We start from the raw sequence: 22,110 nt of genomic DNA on the forward strand, positions 1-22,110 counted from the left end.
TATTCGGAAGGGAAACCACATGGCTAGTAAAACTTTTGTTCGCTTAGTTTATTTACTTTGTTTCATCAGCTCTGTCAGTGTAGCGTCAGAATATACGCCTTTAGACAACTTTATCGTTAAAGCCAAGTCCGTGACTAATTCGGTTTCAGGCACATCCGTTGTATTGATTAAGGGTGGTCAAATTACTCACGAAGTTCACGTTGGTATGGCGAATGTTGAAAAGCAGATCCCTGTCGATACAAATTCGGTTTACTACTTCGCTTCGACAACTAAAGCGATAATGGGGCTGGCGACATTACAGGCTGAAAAAAAGGGTTTGCTTTCTAAGGACTCTACCTTGAGGCAGCTATTTCCAAACGTTAAGTTTTCTTATATCAATCCTGACAACTACTCAGTCAGAGATTTATTGTCTCATCGCTCTGGGTTAACAAATGACGCGATGACATGGACTTTTTCTTACACCGGAAACCATGACAAAAAGCAACGACTTCATTTTGTTTCCTCGCTAAAACAGCACCCGAAAATTAAACAAGGTGAGTTTGGTTACACAAACCTTGGGTACAATCTTTTAGCAATATGGTTTGATGAGAATTATGAAGGAGGATGGCCCAACGCGATTAAAGAGCTAGTGCTTTCACCTGCAGGAATGAAAAATTCAACAGCAGATGTTGACCAAGCGAGATTGCAAAATTGGCCTATTCCAAGCCCATATTCATATAAATTTCGAAGTGGTCAATCTGAGATTTATATGAATAAAAACAATGCGACTTTGTATTCAGTGGGTATCTTTGCCAGACCAAATGATTGGGGTAAGTTGATAACCCACTTGCTACCAATAAATGTAGAGCGCTCAGCGTTTCCCAAGTCGGTTGTAAGAGCGTCTCAACAACTACTGGTTAGTGATATTGATAGCTATTTTTCCGGCTATGGATGGGGATGGATGCACTCAAAAGTCGCTGGTGAAAGTGTGTTAATGCACACAGGGGGATTTGATGGCGCTTCTGTTCAAGTATCTTACGCTCCCGAAAAAAATCTTGGTGTCGTTGTTGTTCATAACGAAAGTGGGCTCATTGCAAATGAGTTAAATGGCAGAATAACTGAAATCGCTTATAAAATGTTAACTAATCAAGATGTGAGTAAGCTTATTGAATTCCATCAAGAGGAGATGACTGATCTTGCTGTTTATGTCGAGAAAGCAAAGGCAGAACTTGCCGCTAAAAGAGAAGATTTGTCAAAACGCGGGAGCATATCACCTTCGCTTAAGTCATTACTTGAAGGTGTATACGAAAACACGGGAGTTGGACGGTTGACTATTAAACAGAGAGACAGCGATTTACATCTTGCTTGGGGGGATTTACAGAGCAAGGTTTACAGTGGACAAGCAGATAATGAATTTATAGTAGAACTTAGACCGGGTAAGTTCTACGAACTAACCGCTGATAAAAGCATGTCCGTTATCGAATTAAAGGATTGGCAATTCCAAAAAGTTAGATAATTCAGAGGCAAGGTTAGTTGCAATCTAAATGCAAATTGGTGTGACAACGTCAAAGTTGTGTAGCGGATATGCCGACAGCCCCTTTTGGGGCTCGCATTAGCGTAACAGCAAATCCAATTTCAATTCAAAAGCTTGTCATAGAACTAGTGTATATAGTCATCAATTAGCTGGCGCCAAGCATCGGGCTTACCGTAATAGGCAGTATGTGGAAGCTTTACGAACGTATCATGCTTTTCAAGGATAAGGGTTGGGTAGCCAGTAACTTGAAGCTTTTGCATTAATAGGCGGCTTTGCACGATTTTTGTTTGCTCAGCCCCTTGGTTTGCCAGCATAGCTCGTTGCCAGTGGTTTTTATCTAGCCCAAGCTCTACCGCGAGTCCTTCTATGACTTCAGTTCGGTTAACCTTTTTGCCCTCTACATAGTGGGCATGCTGAATAGTTTTAAGCATGTTAAGTGGCGCTATGCCCAATTGCTCAGCGGTTATGATGGCACGAGCGGTGATGTATGAGTCAAGGATCATCGGATCGTTACTCTTCACTCTTTGGATGTAACCTTTGCCAAACTGCGCGCCTGTTATGCTGGCTATACGCGCATCACTTGTGAGAATGTGACTGCGGAACGCTTTTTCTATAGATTGATTGGCAATCATACCTCCAGGATGCAGTTCAAGCTTGAGGTCACTGTTGGTTGCAATTGCATCCAACAGTGAAGTCGCACCGTAACACCAGCCACACATGGGATCGAAAAAGTAGTGCACTTTTACCATTTCATCTCTCCCATATGTACCTTAGCACCAATACCCAACGCCATAGGTAATCCTGCATCAGGGTAGCGTGCAGACATACTATCAATCAGTTCTGCGCTATTTTTGCTGCTGATTTTTGCCTGACTAAAGTCGCTTAAATACTGCTGCGAGTAGCTTATGGTACTTGCATCAGGTTTGGTGCCTGCTTTCATGTGACCAGGTATTACAACCTCTGGCTTCAGTGCTTTTAACTCTTTTAATTGGCGACTCCACGCTTGTTGACTGCGTTGGGATTGCGCATCGGCCATCCATAAGTGCACATTACCGTAGACTGCAACATTGCCAAGAACTGCTTTACTTGACGGGATCCATAAGTAGGGGCGGTGTGCCAGCTCAGATTGCGTGCCGTGGATCTCTATTTTGTGCCCATCTACAAAGAGTGTGTTTCCCTCTACAACTGTTGGGATGTATGGCTTAACAGGCGCATTTTCCCCCATTTTTGGTGTCCAGAATGCTAATTTACCCGCGAGTTTTTCTTCAATCACTGCTTTTACGGCAGCTGTGGTTAGGATCTTAGCTTCTGGGAACAAGGCGTGTAGCACTTCTGCGCCAAAATAATAGTCCGGATCGGCTTGGCTGATAAAAATCGTCTTTAAGGTTTTGCCGCTGTCGAGTACTTTGGCTGCTATGCGTAGAGCATCCGCTTTGGTAAAACCTGTATCTACGACCATTACTTCACTCTCACCAATCACCAGCGTTGAGTTAACGTGGAAGCTGTTTTTGTCAGCGTTATAAACATCCAGTGTAAGTGGGGCGGTGTTTGCTGCCATCGCATTGCTTGCTAATAAAGTCGATGCTGCTATCAACGTTAGGTGTTTCATATCTTTTGCCTCAATAGGTTTAGTACGGAGCAGATGATATGAAATTGATAGGCTCAGAAAAACATGCCAAACTAAACATCATTGTTTCATAAATCGAGCAAATGAATGGATAAACTTACCGCTGCTAAGGTCTTTGCCGACGTTGCAATCACGGGTAGCTTTACCGCGACGGCTGACAGGCTAGATATGTCTCGCCCTATGGTAACTCGGTACATTGAAGCAATGGAGAGCTGGCTAAACATTCGTTTATTACATCGCACCACGAGAAGGGTGTCTTTAACGACAGCAGGGGAGTGCTGCTTGGAAGAAGTGAGACAGTGGCTGAGGCAAGCCGACACCATAACCGGCTTGGCGAATACCAGCGGCAAACTGTCTGGTACGGTTCGACTAGCAACCAGTATGTCTTTTGGCTTTTCTCAACTAGTGCCCGCTATTCAACAGTTTATGTCAGCACATCCCGACGTAAATATTGACATTGATTTGCAAGATTCTGTGGCCGATCTCACTGAGAGTCAGATAGATCTGGCTATTCGTATTGCCTCTGCACCGGACCCTTCTTTGATTGGTAAATCAATTGCAGTATGTAGCTCAGTTATCGTGGCGTCGCCGCAATACCTTGCGAATGCAAGTGAAATCAAAAAGCCAGATGATCTAGCTGAGCACTTGTGCCTTGGGTATAAGAATTTTCAGCAGCATATCTGGCATTTGCGCAAAGGTAACTCACAACAGTCGGTAGCCGTAAACTGCCGTTTAACTGCGAACGAAGCAACGGCCTTATTGCACGCAGCGTTAAATAGCGCTGGTCTGGCAATTCAACCCACTTATTTGGTTAACCGCTACATCAAATCTGGCGAGCTTAAGCCGGTACTACCTGATTGGAAGCCAAGCGATATGAATATATACGTGCTCTATTCTTCGAGAAAGTATATGTCTCCAACCGTGAGGGCGTTGATAGACTATTTGTCTCACTATTTTGCCAACACGCCATGGTGAAGTGTTGTACGGGATTACCACGGGCTTCTATATGGCAATTAACGTTGAAATAAGCACTCTCTCAAATTTGATAACGCGTTACACTGAAAACAGCGATTTGTTTCGTTTATGTGCTCTGCCATTACTCTGCTAAGATAAATTAACATTACACGGTGTTAATTGTGAGGTTTAGGAATGAGCCGAGGAAGAATTTTAGAAATATTAAACCAGCCTTTTGTACTTTGGTTTTTGTCCTCTGTAGTGATCGGTTTTGTATCTTGGCAATATGCTGAGATTCAGAAAAGTTCCGCTGAAGAAAAAGTTCAAAAGCAGACCCTGCGAAAAGCAAATCTTGAACTCAATCTACTTCTTCAAGATATTAAATTTGGTGCTGAACAAGGTGAAAATATTAACATTAGTCATTTAAGTGGAATATTACTCAAGATGCAGTACAACGCAGTTCATCCCGGTAATCAATTATATTTTCCTTCTCTGCAAAATGTGATGTTAGAGATTGATTCGAGATCAGGAACTGATGGACTGGAGAAATTCCAAGTCAGAGTGTTTGACCACCTTAAGATAATATCGAATTCAATAAATAGGATAGTGACCCCATACTTGCCGGCAAACCGACCTATTTGGTCTTCTCTCACAGATCAAGAAAAGAGTAATCTACAAAGCCTATCCTTACTCACCGAAGAAGTTGGTGTGTATTATAAAAAGGCAGCGACCACTAAGTAGCCTGAAAATGAAGAGCTTGGGACGGATGAATGAACTCAGAATATTTACTGGCTCCCCATTAGTTCAGAAAATTAAAAATCCAAGTTAAACATAACTATTATTCTGGTTATTCGCACGAGTTCAGCTTTGATGACTGTGTTCGCTATCAGTGCTCCTTGGGCATTAAAGGCCTTTATAGTTATTCGAAGCAGGAAATATGCGAATAACAATAGCTAATATTTCGATCCATAACTCTCAGTTATCGCTATTTCTCAATTACTTTTTACTTAAAACTAAGCCCAGCTAGTTGCTGGGCTTGGCATACTTAGCAAATGTAAACTGTTGGGCAAAATTCAGGAGTGGTATAGCATGCGCCGTAGTCTTTACTGTAAGCGCCGGTTCCGCCTGCTATTTCTTTCGTTTGTTTAGCATCTAGCGCTTTATTTGCGTTAAGGTTTTTTAATTTTACTTTTTTCAGTTTCATGTTGTATCCAGTTATTTTTTATCTTTGATTATTCGGTAATGTAGATAAATACCTATTTCTAAGTACTCACCTGTTAAATAATCTGTTTAATTTTTCAACATATTTCAAGCGGGGATGGCAAATAACTTCAGTAGATCTTTTAGTTGTTTGTTTTTTAAGTTGTTTATTATATTGAATTTTTATCAAGTAAATAAAAATGACAGCGTTAGACTTTTGTGCATGTCAATCTTGTTGATTGTGCAACCTATATTCAATCAATTGTTGCAGCAAATAGCTGTATACGCCTTACACATTAAAAGAAGCAATGCTAGTATCCTAGTTAGGATAACAATCGAGTTGATAAAAAGTAGGAAGCTAATGGCATTATCATTTCAGACCTTAAGGTTGCACATTATTGAGGTTAACGACGATCTTCCGGCACTCGATCGTGAACGGCTGATAGAGCAAATTCCCCATATCCTGAGTTCTAATGTGGTTGAAAACCTTCCCCCTTATTTTCATGGTATTAATTCAACAAAACAGGCCGAAAACTGGTTTCAGCGTATGCGTTCAGAGAGCCGCTTACTGCAAGTTAAGCTTGGGCAGCATGAGACAATTGGCTTCTTGTTTGTTTACGTTGAAAACGAAAGTGATGCGCATATCGGTTACTTATTGGCTGAAAAGCACTGGGGCAAAGGTTACGCCAGTGAATTGCTGCAAGGGTTTATCCATGCAGTTACCAATGTAGAGCTTTGGAGTACCCTCATTGCGGGAGTGGAGCAATCCAACCATGCGTCCATTCAGTTGCTCAAAAAGCTGGGGTTTTCACAGCAAGTGCATGATGAAAACAGTCCACTTTTCTTTGAATATGAGATCCATCGTGTCTGTTGACCTCAGCGGTTTGACTTTTATTTCCCTGAGTGTGCTTTGGTCACAGCGCTCTATTTGTCGTTAGTCTATCAATTGACAAAAGTAAAAAATATAACAATTGTTGTTATTTTCTTGTTAATGTAAGCGCTTACATGTTAGATTTAACATTCAACATACGATTACACCGCGCTGAAAGGTGTGTAGTAAAGCTTGTGTGTTTGAAAAGCGCTATATTTTTCAATTGTTCGGGGTTGTTATGGATTGAAATGTAAGCGCTTTCATTTCTGCAGTTTATGAAGTGATTAAAAGGATCCGTGTTTTAGTGGTTGATCACTAAAGCAGTTTTATACATTACATTTGGAGACATAAAGTGAAAACGAGTAGCAAGTTAATCGCAAAGCTCGCAAACATTAGCGTTATCAGTCTAATTGTTTGTGCGTCTTCGCAAAGTAACGCGGCTGTGGGGAATTTACTTTGGGAAGATAATTTTAATAATTTAGATACCAACACATGGAATATAGATATCGGGGATGGTTGTGACCAAGGTATATGTGGTTGGGGTAATCAAGAATTACAGTGGTACAGTGAAAATAATGTCTATATTAGCGACATTGTAGGCGAGGCGGGAAACAAAGGCCTTGTTCTTGAAGCAAAAAATCAAGCGATAGGCGGCAAGGCATTTACCTCAGGTAAGATCCAGAGTAAGAATAAGCTTGCTGTGCAATATGGCATGATAGAGATCAGAATGAAGGTATCTGATGTCGACACGGGGCTTTGGCCTGCACTTTGGATGCTAGGGACGAGTACAGCTAGCTGGCCGGCAAAAGGCGAAATCGACATCATGGAGATGGGCCAATCTCAAGCCGCTCGTAATGATGCAGGCTTTCCCGGTGCGCCAAGTAATAACTATACAGGCTCAAACTTAATTTTTTATGCAGATGCCGCCTGCAATGAAGGTAATCCAACCTGTGCAGCAAGTGTGGCATACAAAACCGATAATGCACATTTGTCCTCAACCCCCTTAACCAATCGCTTTGTTATCTATCGTACTTATTGGACCGAAGAAACGATCCGTTTCACAGTTGAGGATAATGGGGTCGAATATGATATGTTCGATAGCCCGTTTGCTATCAGTGAAGAGTCAAATGAATTCAACGCGCCATTTTATCTATTGATGAATTTGGCTGTCGGCGGGTTATTTACGGACGCGCTTAGCAATGAACAGGTGAGCGCGCCACTTCCTGGGAAAATGGTGGTGGATTATGTGCGTATTTATGAGCTAGATGGTCAAGGTGAAGTGTTCAGCGGCAATGTCACTGCGCCCGAAGTTGGCACCTTTGGCGTTTTTAGTGAGGGGCCAAGCGATAATCAGTTAGTGCCGGGAAGCAACGCGGATATTTATGTGTGGAACCAAAACTCACTCACTCAGGGTAATACCCCTGCCTATGAAGGCAACGAGGTGATTGCATGGCAGTATTCGCCAGCGCAGTGGTTTGGGGCCGGTATTCAAAGCCGTCAAACACGAGACATGAGCAACTTTAGGGATGGTTACTTAAATTTTAAGATTAAAATTCCTGCGGATGTGAGTTTCAGAATTGGCATTGCTGATACTTATACTAATGAGAACTGGATCACATTCCCCGCGAACACCAATCAGTATGGCCTTGTTCGTGATGGTCAATGGGGTGAAGTGCGTATTCCAATCACTGAGTTAGCGGGTAGCTTAGTGGCATTACAATCAATTAAAAATCACTTCAATATTGTCTCTGTCGCTGGGCAAGAACCTAACTATTCTTTTCAAATGGCAATTGACGATATTACTTGGACAGGAGGCGGTAGTGCGCCTGTTGATAGCGATCAAGATGGTGTTGCGGATAGCGTCGATCAGTGCCCAAATACTCAACCAAATGAAGAAGTTGATGCGAATGGCTGTTCACTGAATAATTTACCCGATGGATTGGAACAGGTCTCTCTGGATACCTTAACTTTCTATGTTAACACTACCGGCTGGGCGGATGTTCATTATCGAGTCAACGGCGGTGTGCAGCAAAATGTCCGCATGCAAGTGATTAATGGTCGCAATGAGCTGACAATATCTGGGCTAGCAGTGGGGGATGTGGTTAGTTTTTGGTTCACTTACCTACATGAGGACGGAACGGTCGTAGATACCGCAGAGCAAGCCTATATACTTTCAGAATCCTCAGCTGGTAATGATAGCGATGGTGATGGCGTGAATGATGGTATCGATCAGTGTCCAGATACGCCTGTGGGGGATGTGGTAAACACCGATGGATGTAGTATTTTAATTACTGAACAACTTCGTATCGAAGCGGAAGACTATAGCAACTATTTTGATAACGATGCAGGCAATACAGGTGGCGAATATCGCAATGATGATGTTGATATTGAGCTGACCAGTGACAACGGCGGTGGCTACAACGTAGGTTGGACGTCGGCGGGAGAGTGGCTCGAATATCAGGCTAATTTAGGCGCGGGAAGCTATAACTTGACCGCACGCGTTGCCTCCCAAGTTGGTGACGGAGCGTATAATGTTCTTGTGAATGGTAATCTAGTTGCCAGTACCGTTGTGCCTGCTACGGGTGGCTGGCAAACCTTTATTAGTCAAAATATTGCGTCGATTACGTTAGATGAGGGCGTGCATACCGTTCGTGTTGAAATGGCGGGTGGCGAGTTAAATCTAAACTGGCTTGAGTTCAATATCGCTGGTTCATCTAACAATGATAGCGATAACGATGGTGTACCAGATAATCTAGATCAATGTCCCAATACACCTACTGGCCGCCAAGTTGACAGCCAAGGTTGTGAGATCAGCTTTGGCACTATTGTGCCACTTTATGATGCAACAACACCTTTAGAGCAAGCTGTGAGTTATGACCGTGGAGATGCAATAATTACGCGTTTTGCTGATCGCGGCCGAGACCGCCATGCAAAAGAAGACCAGTTTCAAATCTATGATCACTATTTATCGCATTATTGGACGCATCGAACTGCGCAATTTGAAATCGCTGATTTTGTAGCTAAAGGCGGCTCACGCATTGAAGTGACCTTTATTACAGAATGGAAACTCGGTGCGCGCGAATTTCGTGCTTGGTATCGTGGGTTAGGCACAGTTGCTGAGTACCATGGTAATTACTTTGGTGGCGGTGCGGTCGTTGAGCTTGATAACGGCAGTTATGATACGAACTTTAATAAGATAAGTGATTCAGGTGATCAATATCGTTACAGAGTGATCATTGATGACTACAGACCGCTAAATTGGGACCCAGCGGCAGGCTTTTTGCCTCTTGAAGTTGGTCAGCGCATGGAGTTTGAAGTTAGCCAGTTTCTTGATGCGCCACCAGAAGGGCGAGAAAATTATTATGGTACAACGTATTTATACATGGTAGGTGAAGGGCTTGTCCCATGGAAAACCGTTGGCGACTTTGCTGATCCATCATCACAACGCGAAGATTCTTACCCGATTGCAGAAGCGGGGTGGTTAGGAGGCAAAACCACATTGCCATACAATTACACCAATGAGCCTGATAATCACTTTATGCAAATGGCGACCAATTTATCGAGCCAAAATGGACAGGCATTTGTTCAGGGGCGACGTGTTCACCACAGTAGTTTTGTTAATGGTGAGCACGATGAACGCAACGGAGAAAATGGCGTGTTTAGTGCGGTGGTTGGAAAGTCAGGCCCACACTATATCAACGACAGTTGCGCAGCTTGCCATGTCCGCAATGGTCGAGCGGCGCCACCAGCTATTGGCGGCTCATTGGCAAAATGGGTGTTTAAAGTGGCCGATATCAATGGCAACACCCATCCCTTATTGGGGAATGTGTTACAGCCTAAAAACACAGGCATAGATACCGAGACGCAAGGCGAGGGAGATGTAACGATTGCCTCGTGGACTGAAAATAATGGTTTGCGTTCACCCAATTACCAATTTAATAAAACCACTCCAGCACGCTATTCAGCCCGTATCGCGCCTCAGCTGGTGGGTTTGGGCTTACTTGAAGCGATACCAGAGAGTGCGGTGTTAGCCCTGGCGGATGAAAACGACAGTAACGGCGACGGTATTTCGGGCAAAGCGCAGCGCGTGAACGATCCTATTACTGGTCAAACACGGTTAGGACGCTTTGGCTACAAAGCTGCGGCGGCATCAATTAAACACCAAGTCGCTAGTGCATTTAATACGGATATGGGGGTAACCAACTCGGTATTTCCAAATCCTGACTGTGGGGCATCACAATCAAGCTGCGGAGGTGGCGGTGTAGAAGTGTCTGATCAACATCTCACTGCGCTAAGCAAATATATCGCTTTATTGGGTGTAAGAGCGCAGCGTGGGCTTGACGACCTTGAGGTGCAATTAGGAAAGGCGCGCTTTACCTCAATTGGCTGTGAAGGTTGCCATACAGCAACATTTGAAACCAGTGAGTATCATCCATTTGCGGAGTTACGTGCGCAAACGATCCATCCGTATACTGATTTATTACTACATGATATGGGCCCTGGCCTTGCGGATAACTTAGGTGAAGGCATCGCGAGCGGTGCTGAGTGGCGAACAGCGCCATTATGGGGGATTGGATTGTCTGCTTGTGTGACAGGTGGTGTTGATAATGTGTTAGGTGGGCAAGGCAATGAGTTTTGTACCGCTGAGCCAAGCTATCTGCACGATGGTCGTGCGCGAACGATTGAAGAGGCTATTTTATGGCATGATGGTGAAGCGCAAGCGGCGAGGGTCGCTTACGAAAGCTTGTCGGCAAATGATAAATCAGCCGTGTTGGCATTTTTAAACTCACTGTAAATTTGTAAGTTTTCAATATCGTATATTTTGGCCAGATACAGCCACGGGCAGAATGTTGAAATCAATTAGTGCATCAAAGCTCATGAAAGTCATGAGCTTTGATGCACTTGAAGTTGTTATTACAGTGCTTAGTCTTACAGCGTGTAATGGAAACCGATGGCGATACCGTCGTCTTCGGTTTGTGACATTTGTGCTTCTTGCGCGGCATCGGCGCTTGAGAAGTCACTAAAGTCCTTACGCGCTTCAATGTACAAAATGGTGTCTTCAGACATAAAGTAGTGTGCGCCTATCACGGCAAACTGACGCTTAAAAACATCATTAGGATCAGCATTAAAATTTGGTTGGATCACATAGTCATCGCCCGCATCAAATACGTTGTAAGCGATAAATGTACGCACGTCATTGTCAAAACGGTAGCTAACAAGCGACTCTAATCCAACGGCATCCTTGATTAAGCGGCCTAGGTTATCTGTATCGTGGTTTTCGTTTTTATTGATGTTTGCAGCTCCATACCAACCTGGCTTATAGAAATCACCATAGGTAATACCGACGCCATAAATTAAATCTTTAACCGATTGATTTCGACCAGCAGCATACACAATATCAAACTCTCCGCGGTTAACACCGGCTGTGAGGGTTAAGTTTTCGGTTGCTGCATAGGTGAGTGAAGCGCCGTAGGTTGAATTAAACTCTACCATTTGTGCTGCACTATCCCCTTGATTAAATAGGGTTTCACATGAGCTGCTGGAAATATCAACGACATCACAAGTATAAAAATCGTCAGATTTTAGCTGAGCTTGTACCGCAAAGCTCAGCTTGCCAAATTGATTACGGTATTGCAGCACTTTATCACCACGACCAGTACCATTGATCGCGCCGTCGTCTTTGTTATAGGTGTAAACACCTGCGGCATTACCATCCCAAACTAAGCTGTAGTTGGTGCTGTATACCACGTCGTACCAAGCGCCCCATTGTTTTCCTAAGGTAACTTGGCCGTATTCATCGTGCTTAATACCAACATAACCTAATCGGTTATATAAAAACTCGTCTTGTATTGATTCGAAGCGGTTGCTGTAAACAATATCACTACTACCAACAGGGTTTACACCCCACTCAAGGAGTGCGAAAGCCTGCCAGTTGTTTTTCAATTGGCGTTTAAAGTCAAAGTTAATACGCGATGCGCCGTTTACCAACTCAGTCTCGCCTTGAGTGTTAATAACTCGAGCATCGATAAAGCCGCCAATCGTGACACTATTCTTTTCATCTTTGAATATCTCGATAGCGTTTACTGTTGGAATAGTAGTCACGCTAGCGATAAGAGTGGCAGCAAGTGTTCTTTTCATGAATTACCTTGTTTCAATGTTGTTGCTAAATAGGGTTAAATTAGCTAAAAAATGGAGATTATCAAAGCTAAAATACAGGCAAAAGTGAAAAAATATCAAGAAAACAACGTGATTTTTGGTAAATTTATTCATTTTCTGTTCATTGAATCTAAATATCAATGAGTTAGGGAAGTATGCGTTCTGAGATTATTGATTGATTTTACGCAATAAATATAAGGGTTTATAGCAATATCTGCATTTTGTAACAGCAAAATAGTACGAAAAATTGTAATTCAGCGAAAAATTAATAAAACATCATGTTTTTGGTAGATAGACTTCTGTAGTCTTCCAATTAGATACACAACTACAAAAGGGAGATTGAGTAATGCTTGTTAAAAAAATTGGCACCTCAAAATTGGCTTGTTTTTTCACCATTATGTTGCTTTTTATTCATGAAGTTCAATCGTATAGTGAACCATCATCAGAGTCGTACGGTATTATATACGGTTTTAAAGACGGTAATAGCAAAGCGGTTTACTTAAGTGACCAAGATGGTAAATCGCCAGTAAAGATCGTGAAAGCCACGTCAAGTGACGGCTATCCTGCTGTCTCACCATCAGGAGAAAAAGTAACCTTTTACGGTAAATACGATAACTTCAAAACATGGTCAATTCATACCGTTGATATTACTGGCCGCAATCTGAAAAGATTAACCAGTAAAAAATATGTGTGGGATAGTGCACCTGCTTGGTCTTTGGATGGAATGACGATAGCGTTTGGCAGAGAATATGAAAATAAGGAAGGCGTTTGGCAAGAAGAAATTTGGTTAATGAATGCAGATGGTAGTGAACAGCGCCAAATTAAAAATCTTGAAGGTCGTGCTCCAGAGTTTATGCCAGATGGGCGATTACTATATCAATCTAAAGCCAGCCCAAGCCAAATTAGCATAGCCAATTTGGATGGTAGTGAGGCTATTCAACTCACTCAAGATGACACTGACAACATGTCTCCTCAAATTTCCCCAGACGGCGCAAAAATAGCCTATCTATCTAATAGAGATGGGAATCAGGAAGTATATGTCATGGATATTGATGGAACCAATAACAAGCGACTGACCCGTAATGACATTCAAGAGTGGGATCCATCTTGGTCTCCAGACGGCACAAAGGTGTATTTCGCTTCAGAGAATGTGTTTGGCTTTTATGATATCTTTTCTATAAATTTGGATGGCACGTCTATCAAAAAAATACTTCAAAACAGCTCGCAAGCGACAGTTGTGCCGGGTCTTGACCAAGAAACGCTAAAAAAGTTAAAGAAAACAAGTGAGCGCCAGTAGGCCTGTGCGCTGACCGCAGCTTAAGTTATTTACTTTGCTGTAGCTGGAGACGACCTAAAAAAGGAAAAGAAGTATCGCGATATTGTGACTAAACCTGGTAATGCTCTACAAAATATTGATAACTACTACGACGAATTAAGTGAGGGTTATGGTTTTGCTATATTGCCAAGATCAACGCGTTGGAATAGTGTTAATAGGCTCGGCTTCATTAGTACGTATTTGATTAGACTAGGCCGAGTCTTAGAAGCGATAGAAGTCGCAGAAGGTTACACCGAATATCAACCTAAGTCTTGGCAAGCCTATGAGTCTTTAGTAAAGGCGTTTGAGGCGAATGAGGATAACTTGCAAACGCTGCAAAACGTCAAAATAGCCGTGCGGCTAGTTGATAATAAAGTAAATAAAAGCCTTCTATTAGCATACATTAATCAAGGCGACAGAGTAAATATGCTGCTACGTTTAGTGAAATCATTAACCCTAATTTGTTTGATGCTCTTTTTGATGGTTTTAACCGCCTGCAACAACGATAGCAAACTAGACTTTGACGCGTTTGTTGAGAAAAAACTAACTGATTTTCTGATTGAGGAAAATGCACAAGTTGCCTCCATCGTCATTGTGAATGACAAGCTTAACTATCAAAAACAGTTTGGCGAGTTTCCTGATGGTACAAAGCCACACCATGACACCGTGTATGAAATTGCATCCATCACTAAAACTTATACCGGGTTGTTGCTTGCCAAGGCGGTAGTAGATAAAAAAGTGCAACTAGATGAAGATATTAGGGTGTACTTGCAAAAAGGTGATTATCAAAACCTGCAACATCTAGGCAAACCTATCACTTTGCGTCATCTCGCGACTCACAGAAGTGGTTTACCGCAAGATTTTGCATATACAAGTGCAGATATAAAGTCTGGCAAGGCTTTTGAGCTGTTCTCTAACTATTCAAAAGCGAAGTTTTTTGAAGATTTAGCTCAGTACCAACTTACCTCAACGCCTGGTGAGACATTTCAATACTCCAATGTTGGCGCAAACCTGACCGGGTATATTTTGGAAAACGTGTATAACCAACCATTATCCACACTTGTTGCGCAATTGATCACGGAACAATCGGGTGAAGAACACACAAGGTTTCGTTTAGAGCCCAGTGAGATAAGTAAAATAACGAGAGGGGTAGATAGAAACGGCAAAATTGCACCGTTACTCAGTCCACACTCGTTCGCTGAAGGCGGACTAACATCCACTGCGGCTTCGATTGCCGATTATATGCAGTATTTACTCAGCACCCAAGCAGAAGAAGTACTGTTGTCGCGCACCTTATTAACAGAAACCAGTAGTGAACATGGCCACGCATTTTTTTGGAATACATACGAGTATCACTCAGCTAATCCTATGTTCTATCACAGCGGAGGCTCTATGGGGACTTCCACTTGGCTTGCGCTTTATCCAAAGCAGAAGTTAGGAATATTTATTGCCACGAATGTTTCAGCGAACAACACGCAAGGGAAATTAAATGATATTGCCAATGCGATTGTTGAAAAGTATGAGCAAGCTAAGCGGTAAAAAGACAATGAAAATTCCGGGTTCAAGAAGTTAATATGCAATTGATTAAAGTGGTTTAATATCAGCTTCATTAGCTTACTTTCTGAAGCGAAAGCTGGATCGGGTACGAACATAGAGACAAGGAATTAGGTATGAGTTTACTTACATGGATACTCTCTCATGTCACACTTGCGGCATTTTGGCTTTGGATTTTAAATTTTGGTGGAGCTGCAAAAATAGAAGGGTGGAAGCCGTTCTTTATCATAGGATGGTTTGCTGCGCTATGGACTGCTGAGCAGTTGCGTTTGTATGCACTATGTATTCTCGTACTACAAGTTCCTTGGTTTATTGCAGGCCTTTTGATGCCGCAATGGCGAGGCTTTGCGGTGTAACATCAATTTGCTTAATTAAGTGCTCTATTTTGAGGCGAGAAAATCTTGTCGATAACACCGCTTCCGCATCCTGCTCACGCTAAGGTACCTACGTCCTGTAGGCAAGACAAAGATTTTGCTATTTAGTTATTCTAAATAAGAAATCTTTAACGCAGTTAGCGTCAGATTTGCTCCTTCAAATTGAGCAAGTATTAAGACAAACTGGTGTCATTGTCAGGTTTTGTAAAGGTGCTTGGATTTGTCTGTATCCTAGTGCAATTATATTTACTTGAAAACTAAAGGCTCTAATAAAAGGATAGTTTATGAAGCAGATGAGCATTCTAATTGCTATGTTTTGCAGTTTAATAATTTGCGATAAAAGTTATGCCCAAAATAATTACGATTTAGGACAAAAAGTACCGGGATTAACACCCGAATTATTTGCTCCAGGTGTCGTTTCTACGGATGAACACCGTGAGACTGAAGTGTTGTTTTTGCCTGATATGTCAGAGCTTTCTTTTACTCGCTCTGGTGGAGAATATCAAAAACCAACATGGATTGTGATGCAATATAACAACAATCAATGGATTGAAAAATCAATACCTGAAGCAGATAAAAAAGCATATCAGGAGCAATTTAGCCCACCGGTTTCACACATACAAAACATCGAGCCTTTTAAAGATATTCCAATCAGAGGCTATACCACCTCAGCAAAAGGGACACACTACTTTTATGTCTTAGATTTGAAAGACGGCAGTGGGCATTTGAGTTATTCACGGCTTGTTGATGGCAAATATGAAACGCCGCACAAAATGAGTAAAGCAATTAACCAAGGAAAGTACATTGCTCATCCCTACATAGCGCCAGATGAGTCTTATATTATGTGGGATGCTGAAAAGGAAGGTGAAAACACGCCTGATATCTACATTAGTTTTCGTAACCAAGATGGCACGTGGACGAACGCAATAAATATGGGAGATTCGATTAATACGGCTGCGTACGAGCAACGACCAAAAGTATCACCAGACGGAAAGTATTTATTCTTTTGGCGAGGTGACAAAAAAGTCAGAAAAGACGGCTCCAGTTACTGGGAAGGTAATCCATACTGGATGGATGCGAAGGTTATTGAAACGCTGAGACCAACACGCTAGCACTCAATTATTCTTGGTTATACTACCACTAAAAACCTAGACTAAACGGCATGCATGCATGCATGCAAGCAAGCATGCCTTTTTCTACATCACTGAATTTTTTATTAATGGTCTAATAAAATTACCTTGAAAAAAGGAACAAAGGTGATTTAATAAAAAAGCATGGATACTGCCAGGGATTGCTGAGAATAGTATCGTATTTAGATAGCATGATATGGATATCGCAAAATAAATCCAAAAATCTAGTGCGTCTATTTATCTCCCTTACAACCGTCAGCATAAGTACGAACACATTCGAACCGACAATTACGCAGTACGTCTTACTTGATTGAGGCTTAAATTTTTATGAAGGTCTTTTTAATACTGTTATTGGTAGCTGCGTTTTCGGGAGATGTTGTTGCAGGCATGCCAATAGAAACTACTTTACCAAACAACTTAGATAAGGAAATAGCAATGGACTTAAAGGATAGAACAATTTATCCCATTATTAAGGCTGGAGATTGGCCAGGTATTCAATACGGTGCGGTTTATTCAGTATTAATTGGCCCAGAAGATGACCCAGAAGTCGTGATTGGTTTTGGTTATGATACCCCAGATAACTTCGTTTTTTTAACACATCAAGATGGTCAAGAGATCGATTTAAATGTGGTAGTTCCACAGGCTTTTCAAAATATTGATGCTTTAGATGTAACCTTTGTCCCGTCCGCAGTGCTAAATAACCAAGTATTAACTGCCAGCGGAGAGTCTTTTAGTAGTGAAGCGATTTTATCTCAAACGCAAATGTTGAAAGCGCACGAAATGCTAGATGCCGAACAGCTACTTGTCTCAATAGCGAGACGTACCGGATTAATGGTGGTATCCAGAGATGCATCGCACGATTTATTGGATAAGTTTATTTATTTACATAGCGAAGCTTGGAACGATGATAGTTACGGTAACGCACCTATCGCAAATAGGCTCTTTTTAATCGAAAATGGCAAAATAGTTGGGTCGATGTCATTAGCAGATAAATAAGCCTGCGGATCTGTTTGGTGTGTTATCCAGAGTGTAGTGTATGGAGGTTGTGCCATGTCAGATTTGATTGACTTTGATAAGTTGAAAAGTCTCGTCAAAGATGCCGTAAAAACTACTTTTACAAACCTCCAACGTATACACCAGCCAGATGAGTTGCTCGGTTATGCCTTATGTACTGATGACAGTGTAATGACGCTCTATCACGTTGCCATGACACAACAATGGCTTTCACAAGATGATAATACTGAGTTTGAGTTCTCTCCCGTTGAGTGGGATTTAAGCGATAGGGATGTGCATTTTAAAGGTGTTGCTACTTTACTCGCAGCTCGCCTTGAACTGGAAGATGCAAAGCTCTATGAAAATTATCTTGAAGAAATTATCAACCCCACTTTCAAGGCTTTTGTATTGGCGCTTTTAGAGTTGAGGCAAGAAGGCGTCTTTGCCAAAAATGTTTTTCTGTCAGTGCTAAGTACAGATCCAAGCGAGCATATGTTGGAACTTGAAAGCGCAGCAAATCGTAAGCTAAATAGCGCAGAGTTGCTGAACCGATTCAATGATTGGCATGCTCGGTTTGGTTGAAGGCGGATGAGCAAACACGCGTATTTTAGATATCAATGGAATTAACTCTTAGATTTAAGTGATAAGGAAGTAATTAAAATGAACTTGATGGAATGGGTACAGGCAACATTGCCTGAGCTTATGTGTGATCTTAATCAGCCAGCGACAGCGAGTGAAATAGCAAGTCTAGAGAATAAGCTCGATGTTGAACTGCCTGAGCGATTGAAAGCGATGTATCTCGAACATGACGGCCAAAAAGATGAAATCAATACTGGTTTATTTTACGGACTCAATTTTTTACCTTTGGACAGAGTTTATGAAGAATGGTGTTCGTGGGCTGAAATCATCGATTCACAAGGTGAAGAGGGAATGAAAGAGCTGAGCATGTTTTCAACCTCTCACGTTCCTGGGTTTATCAAAGAAGTTTATGCCAATAAAAAGTGGGTACCGTTTGCCCATGATTGGGCAGGCAACTACCTTGGTTTAGATTTTGATCCGGCCGAAAATGGCACAGTTGGACAAGTGATAAACTTTGGTCGTGATGAAGACGAAAAGTTTGTGATTGCTAAGTCGTTCTCTGAGTTTATGCAGTGGTATACCGCTGAACTTGAGTCAGGTAATTACAGTATTGTGGTCGAAGACGATGGTGGTAGAAGTTTTAATACTAAACAACCGCAATCCGGCCATTTTTTAGATGCAGTCAAAGTGCTATTTCGCGCAGTATAGTTAACTTTCACCATGCTATTTATCCCGGTTTGAAGTTATCTCTGTATTGCGTTTTGAATGTTAAGGAGATCAATATGCAATTTCCAGAATTTGAAACACCACGCTTGAAGCTTACGGCGCTATCCGAATGCGACAGTAATGCTATTTTTGAACTATTTTCAAACCCTGAGGTAGTGAAATACTACGATTTAGAGGCGTTTAGTGAGCGATTACAAGCTGAAAAACTCATAGATTTCTTTCATTCTCGATTTGATAGCGGTGTTGGGATCCGTTGGGCTATCCGATTAAAAGACACTGAGCAGCTTATAGGTACGTGTGGTTTTAACTCATGGAACTCAGCGATGAAAAATGCAGTTATCGGTTATGATTTGATGCCGAAATTTTGGGGAAAGGGTTATACCACTGAAGCATTACACCAAATTATCTCCGCCGCGTTTGGTGGTTTACTAGCATGTGGCGCACTGAATCGAATTCAAGGAGATACGGTGCCGGGGAATCATGCATCAGAGGCTGTGCTAGAAAAGTTAGGTTTTAAAGCTGAGGGGGTTAGACGACAAAGTGGATATTGGAAAGAACAATTTCACGACCTAACGTGCTTTGGGTTATTAAAGTCAGAATTTAATCGCTGAGCCAATATTTTTTAAAGGAAAGGCTATGGACATCTGGACACTACTTTTATTTATCCCAGCGTGCTTTGCCTTGAATATGGCACCAGGTCCAAATAATCTTTTAGCGCTAAATAATGCTCGTCGTTACGGTTTTCGTATAGCTCTACTTGCAGGACTTGGAAGGCTCGCCGCATTTTGTGTGATGATAGCGCTTGCCGCGTCAGGCCTTGCAGTTGTGCTGTATACGTCGGAAATATTGTTTCTAGCCATTAAAACTTGTGGCGCGCTCTATTTATTATGGATTGCTTATAATTTATGGCGCTCAGACGTTAGTCCAGTTTCAGATGATGTCCGCAATCTGAGCATTATCGGACTGATGAAACAAGAGTTCGCCCTTGCTGCGGGTAATCCAAAAGCAATTTTGATATTTACCGCTTTTCTCCCTCAGTTTGTCGACGTTGCAAAAAATGTGACAGAGCAATTTTTACTATTGGGAGCTACTTTTCTCGTTCTGGAAATAGTGGCTATCGCTATGTACGCTGTTATTGGGCTGTATCTAAGGCAGTGGTTTAGTAAACCTAAACTGGTTAAACGTTTTAATCGTGCATGTGCTTCATTTTTGGCGCTATCTGGCGGTAACTTACTGTTGAGTAGACAGTAGCGATGCCAAAGTTAGTGACTCGCCAGCCCACAAAGTGATGCTACTTCTCAATTCACTCATCTGGCCTTGTATGTGCTTGACAAGAATTAATCATTGCGTGAAAGTATCGGTATGAATATAAAACTATTTCTCACAAGTACACGAATTATTACCATTCCTTAGGAGTGGTGGTTTTGTGTGCTTTTTTAATGAACCCACCAAAGTAAGGTGGGTTTTTTTGTATCTGCCTTGTGGGGCCACAGCAAGGAGGTTACATGAAGAAAGTAGCAGTTTTTGGTAAACCGGGAAGCGGCAAGTCTACGGTGAGTAAAGGACTGGCCGCGGCAATACGCATCCCTTTATATCAATTAGACTCGATGCTCTACCAAGCAAATGGCGAGTTTGTTGACAGAGCCGCTTTTGATAAAGCACATCAAAACATATTGAATACTGATGCGTGGATCATTGACGGCTTTGGTCCGTTAGATGCGTTTAAACAGCGCTTAGATGCAGCAGATACCTTAGTCTACATCGACTTACCATATCGAGTGAGTTATTGGTTTGTGATAAAACGTCTTTTAAAAAGCATGATCACTAAGCCTGAAGGCTGGCCAGATGGTAGCTCAGTGTTTAAAGGGACGGTTGCCAGTATTAAAACGTTAAGGCGCTGTCCACAATTTTGGAATGAAGAATTCTTATCGCAGTTAGAGCAAAGCACGCAAACCAAAACACTCTATGTGATTAAGTCGGTTGCGGCGCTTGATAGCTTTGTACGCCAACATGCGAAGTAATATCACCTAAGGGTAAACGTGAGTAATGTATTGATTTGCAGCCTTTGGTGTTACGTCCTTTGAGCTGGACATGATGAATAATAAAACTTGTAGCGGTCTTACCCACACTAAAACGGTGATAAATCATCATATAATCGTAACCATTATTTGCCTTTGTACCTTTTTTGTTGTGCTGTATACTTAGCCGGTTTGATAATTGCGCATGGAGAGACGCGTGAGAAGAGTTGTAATATTTAACAAGAAAAAGCATTTTTTTTGGCCACGACCAGACGTTAACTCACTCAACCAAGAGATTGAGCAGATAGAGCAAGATGGTTGGAAGGTGTTGTCTGTCACGGCGAACTGCGATTTTTTAGGCTATTAGGGCCTGTTGACCTTTCAAGTTTGTTTTTGCAGCAGTTTGATTGGTATTTATACAAGGCAGAGCCAGCGTAGCATAGTCATTCTATGTAAGTCTGGTGATAACACAGTAGAAATGCCAACTTTTGCCTAGATTACTAGGCGACAAGTCGAGCGTCGCGACCAAAACACACTCAGAAGAACAAAAATTAAACAGCAAAGGTCAACAGGCCCTCGCTCTTTTACAATTTTAATTGAGTCTTAGTTTGTCTGCCGTGAAACTTGAATTAGCTTCACGGGCGTGCTAATTTGCTTTCGCTCTGGTGGACGACCTCCAGAGCTTTCTTTTACTGGCGGGGACGACCCCATTTTGGAGTTGTCATGAGCTGGTTGCTACTTGTTTTTGCAGGTTTATTGGAAGTCGTTTGGGCTATTGGTTTGAAATTTACCAACGGTTTTACGAAGCCTGTTCCCTCAATTATTACTTTAGTGGCGATGGCCGCAAGTTTCTACTTTCTCAGTGTTGCACTACGAACTTTACCGCTTAGCGTTGCTTATTCTGTCTGGGTTGGCATTGGTATGCTAGGGTCGATTATTGTTGGCTTTGTCTATTTTAAAGAGCCGTTGTCATCACTTAAGCTACTCAGTTTGCTGTTGATAGTGATTGGGATTATTGGTCTGAAATTATCCTCTCAGGGTTAAATTACAGCTATAGTTAATCGGAGCTTAGGTTAGATAATTCCACTTCAGATGAAAAG

Annotated in this window: 21 protein-coding genes; 17 read left to right on the forward strand and 4 right to left on the reverse strand. The window is 42.0% G+C overall.

Going from position 1 to position 22,110, the window contains the following annotated elements; translation table 11 throughout:
* Positions 1-19: 19 nt before the first annotated feature.
* Entirely contained in the window at positions 20-1,495 is a 1,476-nt protein-coding gene (locus BB427_RS00730) for a serine hydrolase domain-containing protein (protein WP_069018632.1), read from the forward strand.
* 143 nt (positions 1,496-1,638) lie between these two features.
* On the opposite strand, the gene BB427_RS00735 is transcribed toward BB427_RS00730, so the two are convergent.
* Both BB427_RS00735 and BB427_RS00740 read right to left on the reverse strand, forming a co-directional pair.
* Positions 1,639-2,262 carry a DsbA family protein gene (locus tag BB427_RS00735; RefSeq protein WP_069018633.1) on the reverse strand — a complete coding sequence of 208 codons (624 nt, stop codon included), beginning with the start codon at positions 2,260-2,262 and terminating at the stop codon, positions 1,639-1,641.
* Entirely contained in the window at positions 2,256-3,122 is an 867-nt protein-coding gene (locus BB427_RS00740) for an MBL fold metallo-hydrolase (RefSeq protein WP_069018634.1), read from the reverse strand. Before BB427_RS00740 ends, BB427_RS00735 begins: the two co-directional genes overlap by 7 nt.
* 105 nt (positions 3,123-3,227) lie before the next feature.
* Between BB427_RS00740 and BB427_RS00745 the strand changes: the two genes are divergently transcribed.
* Positions 3,228-4,115, forward strand: a complete 888-nt coding sequence (locus tag BB427_RS00745) for a LysR family transcriptional regulator (RefSeq protein ID WP_069018635.1) — start codon at positions 3,228-3,230, stop codon at positions 4,113-4,115.
* Positions 4,116-4,289: 174 nt separating this feature from the next.
* A complete protein-coding gene (locus tag BB427_RS00750) occupies positions 4,290-4,835 on the forward strand; it encodes a hypothetical protein (RefSeq protein ID WP_069018636.1) in 546 nt (181 codons plus the stop codon).
* Between the two features lie 304 nt (positions 4,836-5,139).
* On the opposite strand, the gene BB427_RS24310 is transcribed toward BB427_RS00750, so the two are convergent.
* Positions 5,140-5,298: a hypothetical protein gene (locus BB427_RS24310; protein ID WP_019647551.1), complete on the reverse strand. Its 159-nt coding sequence runs from the start codon at positions 5,296-5,298 to the stop codon at positions 5,140-5,142.
* A gap of 357 nt (positions 5,299-5,655) precedes the next feature.
* On the opposite strand from BB427_RS24310, the gene BB427_RS00755 reads away from it, so the two are divergent.
* Both BB427_RS00755 and BB427_RS00760 read left to right on the forward strand, forming a co-directional pair.
* A complete protein-coding gene (locus tag BB427_RS00755) occupies positions 5,656-6,168 on the forward strand; it encodes a GNAT family N-acetyltransferase (protein ID WP_069018637.1) in 513 nt (170 codons plus the stop codon).
* Between the two features lie 349 nt (positions 6,169-6,517).
* Positions 6,518-10,960, forward strand: a complete 4,443-nt coding sequence (locus tag BB427_RS00760; RefSeq protein WP_069018638.1) for a di-heme oxidoredictase family protein — start codon at positions 6,518-6,520, stop codon at positions 10,958-10,960.
* 134 nt (positions 10,961-11,094) lie between these two features.
* On the opposite strand, the gene BB427_RS00765 is transcribed toward BB427_RS00760, so the two are convergent.
* Positions 11,095-12,303: a porin gene (locus BB427_RS00765; RefSeq protein WP_069018639.1), complete on the reverse strand. Its 1,209-nt coding sequence runs from the start codon at positions 12,301-12,303 to the stop codon at positions 11,095-11,097.
* 364 nt (positions 12,304-12,667) lie between these two features.
* Here BB427_RS00765 and BB427_RS00770 point away from each other — a divergent pair, with 364 nt between their 5' ends.
* The 12 genes from BB427_RS00770 to BB427_RS00820 all read left to right on the forward strand — a co-directional run bounded on the left by BB427_RS00770 (position 12,668) and on the right by BB427_RS00820 (position 22,054).
* A complete protein-coding gene (locus BB427_RS00770) occupies positions 12,668-13,618 on the forward strand; it encodes a TolB family protein (protein ID WP_069018640.1) in 951 nt (316 codons plus the stop codon).
* An 84-nt stretch (positions 13,619-13,702) separates the two neighbouring features.
* The gene (locus tag BB427_RS00775; protein WP_069018641.1) at positions 13,703-15,175 is read left to right on the forward strand and encodes a serine hydrolase domain-containing protein; all 1,473 of its coding nucleotides are present in this window, start codon (positions 13,703-13,705) and stop codon (positions 15,173-15,175) included.
* 131 nt (positions 15,176-15,306) lie between these two features.
* On the forward strand, positions 15,307-15,546 hold the full coding sequence (locus BB427_RS00780) for a hypothetical protein (RefSeq protein WP_069018642.1): 240 nt from the start codon (positions 15,307-15,309) through the stop codon (positions 15,544-15,546).
* 302 nt (positions 15,547-15,848) lie between these two features.
* Entirely contained in the window at positions 15,849-16,676 is an 828-nt protein-coding gene (locus tag BB427_RS00785) for a PD40 domain-containing protein (protein ID WP_069018643.1), read from the forward strand.
* 345 nt (positions 16,677-17,021) lie between these two features.
* A complete protein-coding gene (locus BB427_RS00790; RefSeq protein WP_254663552.1) occupies positions 17,022-17,690 on the forward strand; it encodes a hypothetical protein in 669 nt (222 codons plus the stop codon).
* 54 nt (positions 17,691-17,744) lie between these two features.
* On the forward strand, positions 17,745-18,269 hold the full coding sequence (locus BB427_RS00795; protein WP_069018644.1) for a DUF4303 domain-containing protein: 525 nt from the start codon (positions 17,745-17,747) through the stop codon (positions 18,267-18,269).
* Positions 18,270-18,347: 78 nt separating this feature from the next.
* Entirely contained in the window at positions 18,348-18,974 is a 627-nt protein-coding gene (locus BB427_RS00800) for an SMI1/KNR4 family protein (RefSeq protein WP_069018645.1), read from the forward strand.
* 74 nt (positions 18,975-19,048) lie between these two features.
* Complete coding sequence (locus BB427_RS00805) at positions 19,049-19,603, forward strand: GNAT family N-acetyltransferase (protein ID WP_069018646.1); 555 nt, start codon at positions 19,049-19,051, stop codon at positions 19,601-19,603.
* Between the two features lie 25 nt (positions 19,604-19,628).
* Positions 19,629-20,243 carry a LysE family translocator gene (locus BB427_RS00810; protein WP_069018647.1) on the forward strand — a complete coding sequence of 205 codons (615 nt, stop codon included), beginning with the start codon at positions 19,629-19,631 and terminating at the stop codon, positions 20,241-20,243.
* 254 nt (positions 20,244-20,497) lie between these two features.
* Positions 20,498-21,013, forward strand: a complete 516-nt coding sequence (locus BB427_RS00815) for an adenylate kinase (protein WP_069018648.1) — start codon at positions 20,498-20,500, stop codon at positions 21,011-21,013.
* Between the two features lie 214 nt (positions 21,014-21,227).
* Positions 21,228-21,377 (forward strand): hypothetical protein, encoded by a 150-nt coding sequence (locus BB427_RS24315; protein ID WP_175401216.1) that lies wholly within the window; start codon positions 21,228-21,230, stop codon positions 21,375-21,377.
* Between the two features lie 356 nt (positions 21,378-21,733).
* The gene (locus tag BB427_RS00820) at positions 21,734-22,054 is read left to right on the forward strand and encodes a DMT family transporter (protein WP_017216036.1); all 321 of its coding nucleotides are present in this window, start codon (positions 21,734-21,736) and stop codon (positions 22,052-22,054) included.
* The last annotated feature ends 56 nt before the right edge of the window (positions 22,055-22,110 follow it).

The organism is Pseudoalteromonas sp. BMB, from assembly GCF_001709235.1.
Lineage (GTDB): Bacteria > Pseudomonadota > Gammaproteobacteria > Enterobacterales > Alteromonadaceae > Pseudoalteromonas > Pseudoalteromonas maricaloris.

What these genes read in the sequence shown, in the direction of transcription:
- BB427_RS00730 (WP_069018632.1), top strand. Translation starts at nt 20, where the DNA reads ATGGCTAGTAAAACTTTTGTTCGCTTAGTTTATTTACTTTGTTTCATC.
- BB427_RS00735 (WP_069018633.1), bottom strand. Translation starts at nt 2,262, where the DNA reads ATGGTAAAAGTGCACTACTTTTTCGATCCCATGTGTGGCTGGTGTTAC.
- BB427_RS00740 (WP_069018634.1), bottom strand. Translation starts at nt 3,122, where the DNA reads ATGAAACACCTAACGTTGATAGCAGCATCGACTTTATTAGCAAGCAAT.
- BB427_RS00745 (WP_069018635.1), top strand. Translation starts at nt 3,228, where the DNA reads ATGGATAAACTTACCGCTGCTAAGGTCTTTGCCGACGTTGCAATCACG.
- BB427_RS00750 (WP_069018636.1), top strand. Translation starts at nt 4,290, where the DNA reads ATGAGCCGAGGAAGAATTTTAGAAATATTAAACCAGCCTTTTGTACTT.
- BB427_RS24310 (WP_019647551.1), bottom strand. Translation starts at nt 5,298, where the DNA reads ATGAAACTGAAAAAAGTAAAATTAAAAAACCTTAACGCAAATAAAGCG.
- BB427_RS00755 (WP_069018637.1), top strand. Translation starts at nt 5,656, where the DNA reads ATGGCATTATCATTTCAGACCTTAAGGTTGCACATTATTGAGGTTAAC.
- BB427_RS00765 (WP_069018639.1), bottom strand. Translation starts at nt 12,303, where the DNA reads ATGAAAAGAACACTTGCTGCCACTCTTATCGCTAGCGTGACTACTATT.
- BB427_RS00770 (WP_069018640.1), top strand. Translation starts at nt 12,668, where the DNA reads ATGCTTGTTAAAAAAATTGGCACCTCAAAATTGGCTTGTTTTTTCACC.
- BB427_RS00780 (WP_069018642.1), top strand. Translation starts at nt 15,307, where the DNA reads ATGAGTTTACTTACATGGATACTCTCTCATGTCACACTTGCGGCATTT.
- BB427_RS00785 (WP_069018643.1), top strand. Translation starts at nt 15,849, where the DNA reads ATGAAGCAGATGAGCATTCTAATTGCTATGTTTTGCAGTTTAATAATT.
- BB427_RS00790 (WP_254663552.1), top strand. Translation starts at nt 17,022, where the DNA reads ATGAAGGTCTTTTTAATACTGTTATTGGTAGCTGCGTTTTCGGGAGAT.
- BB427_RS00795 (WP_069018644.1), top strand. Translation starts at nt 17,745, where the DNA reads ATGTCAGATTTGATTGACTTTGATAAGTTGAAAAGTCTCGTCAAAGAT.
- BB427_RS00800 (WP_069018645.1), top strand. Translation starts at nt 18,348, where the DNA reads ATGAACTTGATGGAATGGGTACAGGCAACATTGCCTGAGCTTATGTGT.
- BB427_RS00805 (WP_069018646.1), top strand. Translation starts at nt 19,049, where the DNA reads ATGCAATTTCCAGAATTTGAAACACCACGCTTGAAGCTTACGGCGCTA.
- BB427_RS00810 (WP_069018647.1), top strand. Translation starts at nt 19,629, where the DNA reads ATGGACATCTGGACACTACTTTTATTTATCCCAGCGTGCTTTGCCTTG.
- BB427_RS00815 (WP_069018648.1), top strand. Translation starts at nt 20,498, where the DNA reads ATGAAGAAAGTAGCAGTTTTTGGTAAACCGGGAAGCGGCAAGTCTACG.
- BB427_RS00820 (WP_017216036.1), top strand. Translation starts at nt 21,734, where the DNA reads ATGAGCTGGTTGCTACTTGTTTTTGCAGGTTTATTGGAAGTCGTTTGG.